Origin of the sequence: Paenibacillus amylolyticus (genome assembly GCF_003719335.1) — a bacterium.
Classification (GTDB): Bacteria; Bacillota; Bacilli; order Paenibacillales; family Paenibacillaceae; genus Paenibacillus; species Paenibacillus amylolyticus_D.
On the sequence record NZ_RIAS01000018.1, the window covers coordinates 71,311 to 86,526 of the forward strand.

The 15,216-nt window shown below is 46.0% G+C and carries 12 protein-coding genes; 3 read left to right on the top strand and 9 right to left on the bottom strand.

Annotated features, from left to right (window positions below; genetic code table 11):
• Positions 1–127: 127 nt before the first annotated feature.
• The 7 genes from EC604_RS24905 to EC604_RS24935 all read right to left on the bottom strand — a co-directional run bounded on the left by EC604_RS24905 (position 128) and on the right by EC604_RS24935 (position 6,792).
• Positions 128–595 carry a DUF2691 family protein gene (locus EC604_RS24905; RefSeq protein WP_123066725.1) on the bottom strand — a complete coding sequence of 156 codons (468 nt, stop codon included), beginning with the start codon at positions 593–595 and terminating at the stop codon, positions 128–130.
• Positions 596–612: 17 nt separating this feature from the next.
• On the bottom strand, positions 613–882 hold the full coding sequence (locus EC604_RS24910) for a hypothetical protein (RefSeq protein WP_192895156.1): 270 nt from the start codon (positions 880–882) through the stop codon (positions 613–615).
• A gap of 51 nt (positions 883–933) precedes the next feature.
• Positions 934–1,983, bottom strand: coding sequence for an ABC transporter substrate-binding protein (locus tag EC604_RS24915; protein ID WP_123066726.1), 1,050 nt, complete (start codon positions 1,981–1,983; stop codon positions 934–936).
• A 118-nt stretch (positions 1,984–2,101) separates the two neighbouring features.
• The gene (yjfF, locus tag EC604_RS24920) at positions 2,102–3,076 is read right to left on the bottom strand and encodes a galactofuranose ABC transporter, permease protein YjfF (protein ID WP_123066727.1); all 975 of its coding nucleotides are present in this window, start codon (positions 3,074–3,076) and stop codon (positions 2,102–2,104) included.
• On the bottom strand, positions 3,066–4,109 hold the full coding sequence (locus tag EC604_RS24925) for an ABC transporter permease (RefSeq protein WP_123066728.1): 1,044 nt from the start codon (positions 4,107–4,109) through the stop codon (positions 3,066–3,068). The genes yjfF and EC604_RS24925 overlap by 11 nt, the downstream gene beginning before the upstream one ends.
• Positions 4,110–4,113: 4 nt before the next feature.
• Positions 4,114–5,646 carry a sugar ABC transporter ATP-binding protein gene (locus EC604_RS24930; protein ID WP_345789282.1) on the bottom strand — a complete coding sequence of 511 codons (1,533 nt, stop codon included), beginning with the start codon at positions 5,644–5,646 and terminating at the stop codon, positions 4,114–4,116.
• 123 nt (positions 5,647–5,769) lie between these two features.
• Positions 5,770–6,792, bottom strand: coding sequence for an ABC transporter substrate-binding protein (locus tag EC604_RS24935; RefSeq protein WP_123066730.1), 1,023 nt, complete (start codon positions 6,790–6,792; stop codon positions 5,770–5,772).
• Positions 6,793–7,042: 250 nt separating this feature from the next.
• On the opposite strand from EC604_RS24935, the gene EC604_RS24940 reads away from it, so the two are divergent.
• The 3 genes from EC604_RS24940 to EC604_RS24950 are packed head-to-tail and all read left to right on the top strand — an operon-like array spanning position 7,043 to position 11,455.
• Entirely contained in the window at positions 7,043–8,854 is a 1,812-nt protein-coding gene (locus EC604_RS24940; RefSeq protein ID WP_123066731.1) for a sensor histidine kinase, read from the top strand.
• 5 nt (positions 8,855–8,859) lie between these two features.
• Complete coding sequence (locus tag EC604_RS24945) at positions 8,860–10,449, top strand: response regulator transcription factor (protein WP_240037207.1); 1,590 nt, start codon at positions 8,860–8,862, stop codon at positions 10,447–10,449.
• Positions 10,442–11,455, top strand: a complete 1,014-nt coding sequence (locus EC604_RS24950) for a sugar ABC transporter substrate-binding protein (protein ID WP_123066733.1) — start codon at positions 10,442–10,444, stop codon at positions 11,453–11,455. The genes EC604_RS24945 and EC604_RS24950 overlap by 8 nt, the downstream gene beginning before the upstream one ends.
• A gap of 90 nt (positions 11,456–11,545) precedes the next feature.
• Here EC604_RS24950 and EC604_RS24955 read toward each other — a convergent pair whose 3' ends face one another.
• Complete coding sequence (locus EC604_RS24955; RefSeq protein WP_123066734.1) at positions 11,546–12,625, bottom strand: glycoside hydrolase family 88/105 protein; 1,080 nt, start codon at positions 12,623–12,625, stop codon at positions 11,546–11,548.
• Positions 12,626–12,660: 35 nt separating this feature from the next.
• Entirely contained in the window at positions 12,661–15,216 is a 2,556-nt protein-coding gene (locus tag EC604_RS24960) for a hypothetical protein (protein WP_123066735.1), read from the bottom strand.

A 15,216-nucleotide genomic window follows, 5' to 3' on the forward strand; every position in this document is an offset into this window, starting at 1 on the left:
ACGCATTCATATTTCTAAAGGACTTCCTCTAACTTCATTTGCAATTCAGCACATCCCATTCTACTCCTAACATATGTCATAGTCTATCCGACTTCAGGATGATCTGTTCCCGAACTTCCAGCAGTTATCACCAGACGGACAGTTTTGTTCTTACTTCATTATCATCCGTAATATAATCCAGCGCTTCGTATCCCAGTCTCTTGATATGCTCGAACATTTCTTCCCGTATTTCAGTATCTTTAATGTATACCGCAACGTAACTGCTATCTATGACAAGCAATACGAGCTGACACTCACTCTCTGCATAGTCTTCGTAAGTCTCTATATCTATAATTGCTGTACCTCTCGGATAGGCCTTCAGATTGGCAAAGATCAAATAATACTTGTTATCATCAATCATTTTCTGCAACTCTTCACCTGCCATGCCCATAACCCGATCTGGAAAAAGACTGCCTCCCAAGCTATTCTCAACCACTAAATAAGACTCTTCCCCGCCAACAAACCAGTCATAATCCGCGATCTTGATCGACTTCAGGATTTCTCCCAGAAATCGTCCATAGGCATTGGGAATGGTGAACTGTATTCCTCTCTTCATCGTACCTCCTCCTGACTTCAACCCTTCAAATTGTGCAAAATGATATCAATCACTTCGTCCGTTGCCAGATGATCTGTCGCTATTCGGGTTTCGAATGCAGCTTCCTTGAACGCTTCAACACACTTCGGAGCTTGTTGATATTGCCAGCCGCCGAATTCATCTCCACGTTGAGCAAGGCGCTTATATATCGTCTCTAACTCAGCCGTTAAACAAAAATGATGCAGGTCCGGGTCGATCTCCTTTAGCCCGTTATAAATGTAACCAAAGTTCGATATCCTGAAAATCATCCGTGCGCCCGTCGGGATTATCCAACAGGATTTCTTACAAAATCTGGCCGTTTAAAATTTTCGATTAAGCATCTCACGCTTCGCACTTTCTTGTGTGAAAATATCCTCTCGGGGCACCATACGTTTCGGAAGTGTACGCCCTGCCATAATTTCTTTGGTAGCCTGCATCAGCTGAGGTCCGAGTAACGGGTTGCATTCCACCACGGCATTAATCTGTCCGTCCGCCAAAATCTGCAGCGCTTTACGTGAGCCGTCTACCGACACAATGATGATGTCTTCACCAGGTTTCAAGCCAGCATCCTGAATCGCCCGAATCGCCCCAAAAGCCATCTCATCATTATGCGCAAAAAGGACTTGTGGCCGCTCCTCTTCCCCGACCTGAAGAAAACCTTCCATCACTTGCCTGCCCTTGTCTTCTGTGAAATCAGCAGGGGCACTTTGCGAGAACAAGATGTGGTCTTTATCCCCTAAAATGCTTCGGAAGCCCTCCCCACGCTGAATAGACGGGGTTGATCCACTTGTTCCTTGCAGTTCAGCAACTCGAATCGTTCCTGGCATATTCCGTAGCCGATCCTGAATATACTTTCCGGCTTTCACTCCTTCTTCATAGAAGTCCGAGCCGATCGTCGTTACAAACAGAGAGGTATCTTGAGCGTCAACGGAGCGGTCTACGATGATGACCGGAATTCCGGCTTGCTTCGCTTCCTGCAGAATATCATCCCAGCCCGATTCCACCACCGGTGCAATCGCGATCACATCTACTTTTTGCTTGATAAACGAACGAACAGCCTCAAATTGTTTCGTCTGAGACTGCTCTGCATTTTTTATAATAAGGGTAATCCCGGATTCCTTGGCGGCATCCTGAATGGAGGTGGAATTGGCGATACGCCAAGCACTCTCCGTACCCAGCTGCGAAAAGCCCAATATGATTGGTTCTTTGGAAGGCAGGTTATATTCCTGTGATTGCATCCAATCCTCTAACGAGGGCAGTGAGTCAACGTTTGATGGGACAGGAAGAGGTTTGGACTCGGACTCAACCAGGGTGCAGCCAGAGAGACACAACAGAAGCAGCAGACCCAACCAGCTCACAACTTTTTTCACCAGACCCCTCCCCCTTTAACATCTTTTACAACCTCCAATCCACTCACTGCAACCTGATTTTACGGATTAATCGATAATGATGAGGCTGAGAAGCTTAATTACCTCATGTTGAAACAGGTTAATGCAATGATTTGGCGGATACTCGCCGTTCACTGAGAAGTCGTTGGAATAAAATAAAGACAAACAGCATCAGACCGATTACAATCTTTGTCCACCAGGAGCTGAGCGTGCCTTCGAAACTAATTATAGTTTGGATAACCCCTTGGATCAATACACCAAGGAACGTGCCGGCTACGTAACCAACGCCGCCCGTCAGCAATGTTCCCCCGATCACAACCGCTGCAATCGTATCCAGCTCGAGACCCATCGCGTGTAATCCATAGCCGGATAACATGTAGAATGTAAATACAACTCCTGCCAGTGCAGAGCAAAACCCGCTAAAGGTATACACCAAAATTTTTGTGCGGGCTACAGGTAGACCCATCAGCATGGCCGATTGCTCACTTCCGCCAATGGCGTACACATTACGTCCAAAACGGGTGTAGTGGGCAAGGAAGATGGCAAGCAATAAGATGATCAGAGCTATAATTACATTAATGGAAACGAAGCTGCCTCCAGGCAGAGGAATCTTGGCTTGTGCAACGTCCGTATAGAACGAGTTGGTAATCGTAATGGTGTCGGTACTGATGACATAACAGAGCCCCCTTGCCAGAAACATACCGGCGAGTGTCACAATGAAGGGCTGAATTTTAAAATAATGAATGATGGCTCCCATCAATGTGCCAAACACCGCTCCCATAATGAGCACCATGGGAATGACTACTGTGGGCGACCAGCCTTGCTTTTCAACCAAACTCGCACTAATAATCGTGGTCAGCGCAATGACCGAACCGACCGACAGATCAATGCCACCGGATACGATGACAAAGGTCATGCCAATCGCCGTCACAATCAGAAAAGCATTATCAATCAACAGATTAAACAGAACTTGTGTGGAGAAGAAACCCGTGTAACGGAACGAGCCAATGGCAATCATAACAGCCAGTAAGCCAAAGGTGACCAGAACCGGGAGCAGCTTTCGATTAAGATACATGGCGATTCACCCCTTGTTCAGCTGGAAACTTCCGCTTTTTCAGGCGCTCTGCCAAGGACTTGCGGAAAGCATCTGATTGGATTAGACATACGGCGAGCACAACAAAGGCTTTGACAACGAGTGTGACCTCTGGCGGCACACCAATCATGTAGATGGTTGTCGTTAAGGTCTGGATAATCAGCGCACCGACCACCGTACCCATCAGATAGAAACGTCCGCCATTCAGTGAAGTCCCGCCGATCACGACAGCCAGAATAGCGTCCAGCTCATACCATAAGCCGGCGTTATTGCCATCCGCACTGGATACATTGGAGCTAAGAATCAGTCCTGCAATCCCCGCACAGAGACCACAGAACACATAAACGGCAAGGATGACGGTTTTGGAACGAATGCCAGCAAGTTGGCTGGCCCGTGCATTATTGCCAACCGACTCAATAAACAGCCCCAGTGCTGTTTTTCTGGTGAGAATTACAGCAACGAGCAGTACCGTCAATACGATGAAAATTGAAAAAGGCAACGCTGCGAGTGAACCCGCGCCAATGTACTGATATTGTGCATTGGACACCGTTATAATCTGTCCGTCAGTGATTAATTGGGCAACACCTCGGCCAGCCACCATAAGAATGAGCGTTGCAATAATAGGTTGGATTCGAGCTACGGATACCAGTGCTCCGTTCCACATACCAAGAACCAGGGAAAGACCGATCGATAACGCAAGTGCACTCAAAACAAGCCAGAGTGAGCTTTGATCCGTTCCTTTGCTGATCGTCATACAAGCCATTGCCCCCGAGATCGCTACGATCGAACCTACTGACAGGTCAATACCGCCGGTTGCAATGACCAGAGTCATACCAATGGAGACCAGAATCAGCGGAGCGCCGAAATTGAGAATATCGATCAAACTGCCATATAGATTGCCTTCACGTATCACAAGCGAGAAAAAATCGGGCGAATAAAGCAAGTTAAATAATAAAAGTAAACCGAGCATACATAACGGCCAAAACAAATGATGTTTTCGCATCCTGCTCATCATGACGTCAACCTCCTGCCATCGCTTTCATAATTTGCTGCTGATTGATCTCTTCACCACTGAGCTCTTTTACTTTTTTACGGTCTCGCAGCACGGCTACCCGGTCGCTAACCCGAATCACTTCTTCCAGCTCCGAAGAAATAAACAGAACACCCATGCCTTGCTTCGACAACGAGAGCACCAGCTTCTGAATTTCTGCTTTCGCCCCAATATCGATGCCGCGTGTAGGCTCATCAAGGATTAGCAGATCGGGATTCATCAATAACCAGCGCGCAAGCAATACTTTCTGCTGATTGCCACCACTCAGGTTTTTGATTAGTTGCTCCGGATTTTTAGGATGAATCTGTAACAGATTGATATATCTCTCCGCAAGCTCATCCTGTTTTTTTCGCGAAATAGGCTTCGACCAGCCCCGTGTCGCCTGATAGGCAAGAACAATATTCTCTCTGATCGTCAGATCATCGATGATCCCTTCGGTTTTGCGATTCTCTGAGCAAAAGGCAATATGTTGGTCAATCGCATGCCGCGGTGACTTTACCGAGTTACCTGTATCCGCAACCGTCAGCTTGCCTTCGTCCGCACGGTCTGCGCCAAAGATCAGACGAGCAATCTCGGTACGCCCCGATCCGAGCAATCCAGCCAAACCCACAACTTCTCCTTTACGAATCGTTAAATCAAATGGGTCGATGGCTCCTTTTCGTCCCAATCCCGTTGCGGTAATCATAACTTCCCTTGCGTCTGCTTCCGCTTCTGTCTCTGACTTTCCTTCGCCCGTTTGCTTAGGAAGATCCTCCAGTATTTCGAGTTCTTTGCCAATCATCTTGAGTACAAGTTCCATACGTGGAAGCGATGCAGCAATGTATTCCCCTTCGAGTTCACCGTTGCGGAGCACGGTCAGACGATCCGACATTTCGTACACCTGGTCGAGAAAATGCGTGACGAACAGAATCGCCAGTCCTTCACTCTTCAGCTTGCGCATAATCTGGAAGAGCTGCTGCACTTCATTTTTATCTAAACTGGAAGTGGGTTCATCTAAAATAAGGACTTTGGCCGAGATGCTAAGCGCTCTTGCAATGGCGATGAGTTGCTGTACCGCCACCGAATAGGACTGAAGCGGCGCTTTCACGTCGATGACCAAATTTAATCGTTCACGTAACAGCTTCTCCGCATCTTGGTTCATCTGTTTCCAGTTGATTCGGCCATGCTTCATCGGCTCCCGCCCGATATAGATGTTCTCTGCTACCGTCAGATTCGGACAAAGATTCACTTCCTGATATACCGTGCTAATCCCCGCTTTTTGTGCCTCTAGCGGCCCTGATATGGCAAGCGTTCGATTGTCCATCGTAACCGTGCCTTCGTCAATCGAATACACCCCTGTCAGTACTTTGATCAATGTTGATTTTCCCGCGCCATTCTCACCCATTAGTGCATGAATCTCACCTGGAAACAGGCGAAAGCTAACGTCAGAGAGGGCTTTAACGCCTGGAAAACGTTTGGTGATCCCCGTCATTTGCAGGATCGGTGCATGATGATCCTCCACATCCATCTCTCCTTTATTGTAGAAGCCGTTCGCATTCGAGCGGCTTTCCGATTGGGATAGAAAAAAGTCATTTAGCGACAGCGAGGTCGAAAAATGACTTTTCGGTGTTAACCGCAGCTGCTTTTAATATTGCCGTGATGGCAGTGCTTCTTTGGCTTGCTCCGATGTAAAGGTCGTTTCTTCCGTGACGATGCGCGGCTCAATCTCTTTGCCGTCCACCACAGCCTGAACCGCCTCCATCAACTGAGGTCCGAGCAGCGGGTTACATTCCACGATAAAATTGATCTTGCCATCGGCAGCCGCCTGCATACCATCTTTCACCGCATCAACGGAGATAATAGTGATATCTACACCTGGTTTTAAACCCGCAGCTTCAATCGCCTGAATGGCACCAAGTGCCATGTCGTCATTGTGTGCATAAAGAACATCGATTTTTTTATGCGCTTTGAGGAAAGCCTGCATTACCTCTTTCCCTTTAGCACGTGTAAAGTCGCCCGATTGGGACGCGATTACTTTCAGTTTGGCATTGGAACCAATGACCTCCATAAAACCTTCCTGGCGATCATTCGCTGGAGCAGAACCTGTTGTACCTTGCAGTTCAACAATATTGATCTCCTCTTGTGCATCTTTATACTTATCGCTCAGCCACTGGCCTGCTTTACGTCCTTCTTCCACAAAATCGGAACCGATAAATGTCTTGTACAAAGATTTATCCGGTGAATCCACGGCACGGTCCGTCAGAATGACCGGGATGCCTGCATCCTTCGCTTCTTTTAAGACTGTATCCCAGCCGGATTCCACCACGGGGGAAAAGGCAATCACAGTCACCTTCTGCTGAATAAAGGAGCGCAAGGCTTTAATCTGATTTTCCTGTTTCTGCTGAGCGTCCGAGAATTTCAGATCATACCCGGCTTCTTTGGCAGAGTCCTGAATGGATTTGGTGTTGGCTGAACGCCAGCCGCTCTCCGCACCCACTTGAGAAAAACCAAGTGTAATCGTTTTGGAAGTCGCAGGTGTACTTCCGCTATCTCCTCCAGAACTCGCTTGATTTGTACCGGATGCCCCATTGCTGCTGTTACACGCTGTGCTTACAAGCATAACCATCGCCAGTGTGATGGCCAGTCCCCATTTTTTTTTGCTTCGCATCATGTGATCCTCCCTTTTTCAGTTCACCTTGTGTGGTGTGATCACATTATAGAACGCTTGCAACATGCACTAATATGGAATGTGATGCGAATTTTATGTAATAATTTAGTAATTGTGGAGGACATGTTATATAAACGTGTAATTTTTTTAGTGAATGGTGTACTATTTTGCGATACGCTTTCATTGTCTAAATTCATGTTATAATAATGCTACCTTTAGATCCTGATCCCTTCAAATGGAGTGGAATACGTTGAAACTTGTTAGGTGGATAGCTTCGAGCCTCAGACTTAAATTACTCAGCATGTTCATCATCCTCAGTTCTGTACCGCTGATTATCGTTGGATTAATTTCGTACCACAAGTCATATACCGTTGTATCGAATCACAACAAAGCCTCCACCCAACTGGCTGCGGACCAGCTTGCCAGAAACATCGACATCATGTTTGAAGATACGGAGCGGCTACTAGAACTGGGCAAGAATCCACAAGTTCTACAGTATTTGTACGCGCAATCCGAGTCGTATGGCGAAGCAAAGGCTATTTTACAGACCTACAATCTCTACCGTGAAACCTACAAATACGATAAGGTACTTAACATCTCGTTTGTTAACTTCTATGGCAAAGGCATCAGTGAGCGAAAAGGAGTATTCAAGCTGGATCGTAACCCGCTTCGCAATCCCTATTTTCAGTATCTGGTACAGTACCCAAACGCTATTTTGCGAATTCCTCATGCTGCACCTTATGCGGAATATAACCGTTTGGATGGTTTTGTATATCCAAAACAGAATGCGCTTTCAATTATGACGACCGTCAAAGAACGCATTACACATGAAGTGATCGGCTTTATTGTGATTGATATGAATGATTCATTCATAGATGATTTTTTGACAACGACGAAAATTAAAGATTCCGGCTTCTTTTATATTAATGATCAATATGGGAAAACACTTTTCACACCGCCTGCGGGCGAGGCATCTCTCGCCATCATCAACCAGATCAACTCCGTGCCTCTACACGCAGAGCAAGATAGCTTTAACTTGTCCGCAGGCTCGAAACCGCAGTTTGTTGTATATAGTACATCCAGGCAGACGGGATGGAAAATCATCGGAGCTGCGCCTTTTCAAGAAATTATTACGGAGGCCAATGGCATTCGCCAGTTAATTATCATCAGTGTTTTATTAAGCGCATTTTTTGCGATTTCTTTATATTTTTTCCTGAATAACAGACTCATTCATCCCATCCAAATTCTCATGAACAAGATGCGTAAAGCAGCCAGCGGATATTTGGAGGTCAAAGTCACCCCTACCGGTTCGGACGAAATCGCGGATTTAGGGCAAAGTTTCAACATCATGCTGGAGAAAATCAAAACGCTGATTGACCAAAGCATCAAAGAAAATGAACAAGTCAAAATAGCCGAATTGCGAACGTTGCAAGCGCAGATTAACCCGCATTTTCTATACAATACGCTGGAGTCCATCATCTGGATGGCCGAAGCCGAAAAAAAGGAAAGTGTGATCAAGCTGGTTCAGGCACTCTCCAAGTTCTTTCGGTTGGGTCTGAACAAAGGCTTTGATTGGGTATCGATCCAGACGGAGCTTGAACATGCGCGCAATTATCTGGTAATTCAGCAGATGAGGTATCACGATATTTTGACATACGAAATCAAGGTTGAGCATCAGCTTCAAGAGTATCCCATCCTGAAAATGACACTACAGCCTCTAATCGAAAACGCCATCTATCATGGCATTAAAAACAAACGGGGTCAAGGACTCATCTCGATTCAGGGTTACTCCGATGATACTAGCATTGTGCTCACCGTGCGGGACAACGGCATTGGCATGAACACTGAACAACTGACACAGTTGAGAGAAAAATTAGAACAACCAGCAGGCTCCCGCTCTCCTCAAGAAAATGAGCAAGACGGAGGGTTTGGTCTGTTGAATGTGCATGACCGCATTCGTCTCTATTTTGGCCCTTCCTATGGCGTTGAGATGGAAAGCACGTATATGGAAGGAAGTACATTTCAGATTCGCATCCCCAAAAGCAAGGAGGTACAGCATTGAAAAAGGTGATGATTGTCGATGATGAAATCGGGATTCGGGAGAACATACGCAACAGCGTACAATGGGAAAAGGAAGGTTTTCACTACTGCGGAGATGCACCGGATGGGGAGCTGGCTTTACCCTTAATCGAAGAATGGGCACCTGATATTCTCATTACCGACATTAAAATGCCGTTTATGAACGGTTTAGAGCTGGCCTCTATCATCCGTGCACAAAAACCCCAGATCAAGATCATTATTATGAGCGGACATGATGAGTTCAGTTATGCCCAGGAGGCGATCCGTCTTGGCGTTACTGAATATTGTCTTAAACCCGTCAGCGCAACAGAACTTCTTCAGATTTTGCATGAAGTCAGTCAGAAGATGGATGAAGAAGAACAACGACTGAGTAGTCTTTCGATGACCAAAGAAAAACTGCTCGCCGATCTGTGCGGGGGTCTCATCGGTACATCGGATGCCATCGATTCTGCCAAAAAGCTTTCCCTGTCTCTTTCGGCGAAATTCTACACCATCGTCATTATGGATATCAGACCCCATGATGATTCTCAAAACTCGGAGTTATTATTAAATAAAACACTTCGGATTCTGGAGGAATTCTGTAGCGTCGATGTGGAACTCCTCTCTTACATTCGTAGTCGAACGGAACGGGTGCTGTTGCTCAAATCCAGCTCCGAAAACCGTATTATGGCTTATCTGGAACAGCTTCGAGGACAGATTCGTCTGGATCTGGAGCAGCAGTTCAACTGCAGTGTCGTTATTGGCATTGGCCGCAATCAGGAGCGCCTGCAAGGCATTCATGTTTCCTATCTTGAAGCAGATGAAGACAAATATATTACGCGTTTGACCCAGCAAAACAAAGCCTCATTGCGGGAGATTCACCTGGATGAGAAAATGAATATTTTGTTAGATCGCAGTCGGTTTCTTGAGTTTCTCAAGATTGGTGATCCCCATCTGCGTGACAGCTTTGTACAGGAATTCGCAGCTCCATTACAGTCGATAGACTGGAATGCTTCATCATATGGCGTTTATTTGTTGAACGATCTTACACTAGAATCCTTCCGACTCGCGAATCAAATCTTTCGTATGGGCGCTGACCCGGATGAGAACATTCGGAGCTTACAGCAGATGATTCGGGGAATTACAAGCTGGGAAGCCTGCACTCAATACTTGCGCTATCTGCTCGAACAATTATGGCAGCGAAGAGCAGCATCTTCTGGCAAATACAGTGATGTCATTGATCAGGTCAAAGCGTATGTGTCTGGGCAATACAATAACGAGCAGGTTTCCTTGAAGAGCATCTCAGCACATGTGCGTATTAGCCCAAGTCATCTCAGTAAAATTTTCAGCCAAGAAACTGGTCAAACCATAACGGAATACTTAACCCAAGTGAGAATCGGCAAAGCCAAAGAATTGCTCAAAACAACGAGCAACAAGACGTTTGAGATTGCATTCAAGGTCGGCTATAACGATCCACACTATTTTTCAAATATATTCAAAAAGACAACCGGATGTACGCCCAAGGAATATCGCACTCGGGGGGCCGTGGTACCCGATGAAACATCTGTGGACATGAGAAAAGAGCCCATGTATGAGTAAGCTCCAAAGGGCTGGCTGGCTCTTGTTGTTGATCTTGCTTGTATTAACTATAACTGCTTGCTCGAAAAGCACTTCGAGTTCAACGATAAATTCGGATACAGGCGCTCTACATCCCAAACGTCAGGAAGCAAGCCAGTATGCTACTACAGCTGCGGAACCATCCGTGGCCAAAAACAAAACCTTTGGAATTATCTATCCGATGACCTATCCGACATATGAGATGATCACGATGGATGCTGCACAATCTGCTGAAAAACATCATGTGACTCTTACCGTCAATGCGCCGGACGAAGCAAGTACCGAACAGCAAATACGCATTCTCGAAAACATGATCAAACAACATGTTGACGGGATTGCCATCGCTCCTATTGATGTTGCCGCGCTCACACCGGTCATTCATAAAGCTACGGCAGCAGGTATTCCGGTGATTACATTTGAATCCGATGCACCTTCCAGCGAGCGGGTTGCGTATGTCGGAGCGGACAATTATCAAACGGGACGACAGTTTGCTCAGACCACAGCCAGGCTACTAAATAATGAAGGCATGATTTTAGTCGAAAGTGGTATGGAAGAGATCGTTGGTCTGCAGCAGCGTCTGGACGGATTCATTGATTATATTCGCAATGACACCGACATCGAAATTTTGGAAGTCAGATACAATCAAGGCAATGAAGACCGAGCAGTCAACGATATTGAATCCATGATTGATGCACACCCCCATTTTAATGCAGTTGTGGGGCTGGATTTTGTATCCGTTTCAGCTTCTACTCTCGTTTGGAAAGCCAAAGGGTTGAACCGGCATCTTATTGCTTTTGGTGGCAATTCAATTAGTGAAAAAGGACTGTTAAATGGGCAGGTATCATCCGTAATTTCGCAAAATGAGCAGGTATGGGGGACAAAAATTATTGAAACGTTGCTGCGTGCAAGTGAAGGTCTTCCTGTTGAGGATTTTATCAATACGGGTATAACGGAAATCAACCAAAATAGGATTACATCTGAGTACTGACGAATCAAAATCACCCTCTAGAATAGCCTTTCAAAGGGCTTCGCTATAGGGTGATTTTTAATCAAATCATGAAGATAGTATTATCTTTTTTTAAGACACTTCAGCAACAACTGAAGACCTTAAGCCCTCAATGAGGATAAATAACGTCAACGCTTGTCCATAGCCCATCGGACTAATCGGTATTTCTTTATAAAACTGGGCATCATGCCCTACAGGTGTTCCATAAGATACTTGCTGTACAACTCCGGTTTCATCAATATGCTGCAACACAGCTTCAAGCGCCCTCATCCCCGTATCAAGATAGGATTCATCGAGGTAACCATAACGGATTCCCTTGAGAATTCCGTATCCAAACGCTGCCGTTGCGGACGTTTCTTTATAGGAGTCTGGATCATCCAGTACCGTATGCCACATGCCATCCTCATGTTGCAGCTTGCTAAGTGCTCTGACTTGCGCAGTCGCTGTATCGAGCAGATAAGACTTCAGCACATCTTCAATGGGGATGATATTTAGAAAATCCATCACTCCAGCCGTATACCATGCATTGCCTCTTCCCCAATGAACAGCCCCATAATTATGGTTTTCATTGAAATCCCAGCCGTGATAGAACAATCCGCTTTGTTTATTGTACAGATATTTAATATGCACAAGGAACTGTCGTTTGGCTTCTTCCACATAGGCTGGTTTCTCAAAGTGCACTCCTGCTTTGGCCAAAAACAGCACCGTCATAAAAAGAGTATCGATCAGAATCTGACCATCATTCGCATCTCCCGTGATCATATGCTGGAACGCACCATCTCCGGTCCGCAGCAGTTCTTCCATAATCCAGCTACTCCATTCTTCACAGACACGTTCGTATGCTTTGTTTCCGGTCAGCTGGCTTAGTGCCATCAAAGTAAGCAACGGTGCACAGGTATTCACATTTTTCTCGGGTAGTCCCTCCATCAGCCTGGCATCATACCAGGATTCAAGAAAACGAAGCACTTCAGCATCGTTGGTTGCTTCATAGAGCTGAAGGAGACCGTAAAGTCCGACCCCTTGCGGCCATTCCCACAGATGAATGTCGATCAGTCCAATAGGGAACTGTTCGTTGATGCTTGTGTTTTTCATCGATTTCATCGCACCCGATACCTTGCTTATTTTCTCCATAAGCATATCTTGATTCAGCATGTTAGTTTCACTCCCCAGATTTTATTGCACACGATTCAACGTTTAATGTCATCTAGATGCAATTGTCCCCTAACACCATGACCTGCGTGTACGATTTCCTCTCCTTGAACAAGTAAAGGTTTATTCATTCCCCACTGAACGGAACCGTATATCGGATCGGTCAGGCTAAGCGTCAGAGAAGTACTGTCAAATTGCGGGCTGGAAGAACGAACTTGGTCTACAAAATGGCTAAATGATCCGAATTGCAATTCATTGCCTGCTCTGATAATCCAGGCATTACGCAATCCAGGGGAAACAAGTTCACGCTCTCTTGTCACTCCGTTCTCCTCCATGCTCGTTCCATTCGCTGCATATAGAGCCACATACCCTTTATCCAGACGGCCAAAATACCAATTCTCATGTTTCTCCCATGTCGTGAAAAATGACGTAGGAAAATAAGCATGTGTCCAATCCGAAGTATGCGTTGCCGGAATATCAAACATCATCAAAGCTATCGCTTCATGCTGAACAACGTCAGGCAAAATACCATTTCCAGCCCAGAAACAAGGCCTACCATCCCCATGTTTGTATATCTCTGCGGGATGATTCACCCATACCTGCGCCTCTGGCGACAGGGACAGATGGTTGACATGCTCCTGATAACCTGGCTTGCCTGGTCGAAAGCGAATGATGGAAGACAAAGCGTACTCCGCTGTTCGATAATGATAGAGTCTGGCATACCCTCCCTTGCCCTGCTGATTGGTAAACGTTAACTGTTGATTTTCCTCAAGCAAGAGATGTTCCTGATAAGCGGCAGGAGGGATATAATCGGATAAACTCAAAGCCACGTTACTAATTGAATAATTGTTTACATGACCGACACCATAACCGATCCAGCACATGGACGTTGTCCCCGCGGCATAACTCCCCAGCAATTCTTTCTCATAGCTACGCCCAAACGTGGTGGACATCACCCCTTGATGCATCTGAATCGTAATATAATAAAATAACAAATCCATTGCTTTTTTCGCTTGCTGTCTAAGTTGTTCATTCTGAGCAAACTCGTAAATATGCAAGAGTCCCACGGCATCAATGGGAATGTACGCACTAGAATTCCATTCAGCCAATCCTTCTTCCATAAAGCGTTCAAACCATAAAGCAAGCCTCTGTTCTGCCTTCTGACGATGTACTTCACCGGTTTCACCACTATTCGTGAACATTTCTTCCCCAAACAGTTGCCCCGCTAACAGTTCGTTCGTATGGAACAACAACGCATGATTCTCACTGAAAAACCACATCACATCATCGCCAGGTTCATCGATCCAATACCGATAATTCAGGATACTTGCTTTTACCCGCTCCCAGAATGCTTCACTGAACAACCCGCTATCTCGTTCATCTCTCCATAGCCGGAACAGCCCTACGAGATAAAAATCACTACAATCCTTCCGCTCTTCAATGCCCTCCACACCTTCTAACAACATGGTCTCCGCGTCTTGCACATTGCCATTTGTTTTTAGCATAGCGATCGCTGTGTGAATGTTAGAGCTACCCTTCTCGGCAATACATTGCAGAGCCAGCAATTTGCGGGTTTCAATATCTTTGGCTTGATGAGCAGCCTCATCATAACGGGTATCGTAGGATTGGCAACCAAACTTCTTGGTGAGAACTACGTTTGAAACCGAAATGGTCAGCGTGAAATAGACGTAATGATGTCCAATTTCATTGGTATGTCCCAGAACCAGATCCGCTTCCTTCTCGGCGATCTGTATCGTCTTATTTTCGGTGCCATCAAAGAAATTGCCATACTCAACATGCATCTCTCTGACGATATCTGGCAAGGAAAGCGGAAGCTTAAGTTTAATCTGTTCGCCTTTAAAAATATCTGAAGGAAAGTAAGCTTGTTCCAGAGCGCGCTCGGCGGATCGCACAGGCTCTACCAAATGAGAAGCAATAGGCAGCGAAACATGCAATTCTTCGTTTCCAAGGTATTCTACGGCAAAAGCATACATCGTATCTCGTTCAGCCAGATCCTCCCAGCAGGCATAAATCTCATTGACTCCGGCTGTAAGCTCAGCTTGAATCACGATTTCCTGCTCTTTATTACGAACAAACGGCGCAAAATCCGTTACCTGTTCTCCATTGATCCACAGTGTCAGGCTTCCATACGTTTTGATTCGGAATGAGGCCTTATGAGCGGTCGGAGAGACCAGACGTGTCGCGGCATAACTACGCAGATGAGTGGGCACAAACCAGAAGCCTGATTTCTCTACTCGTGGATTACCCCAGGGAGAATAGATCTCCCATGACATCCCATCCTGCTCTCCTCGAAATGGATCTCCCGGACTCGGAAACTCACTCCATTGATCGAAAAATCGGGATACAGGCTGTGATCTTCTATGTTCAACAAACTCTTGCCTGCACGGGTTTTCGTGAATGGCAAATCCATCGATAAGCCAATCATTAATATCTCCCTCCATCGTTGTTGGAACAAAGGTAACAGGCTCCGTATATATACCACTGATCAACCAATGATTGATGACCTGATTTCCGCCTAGTTTCATCGGCTTGTAATTCAAAGTATCCGTCCCGTCCTGGGTGGATTCTACCAT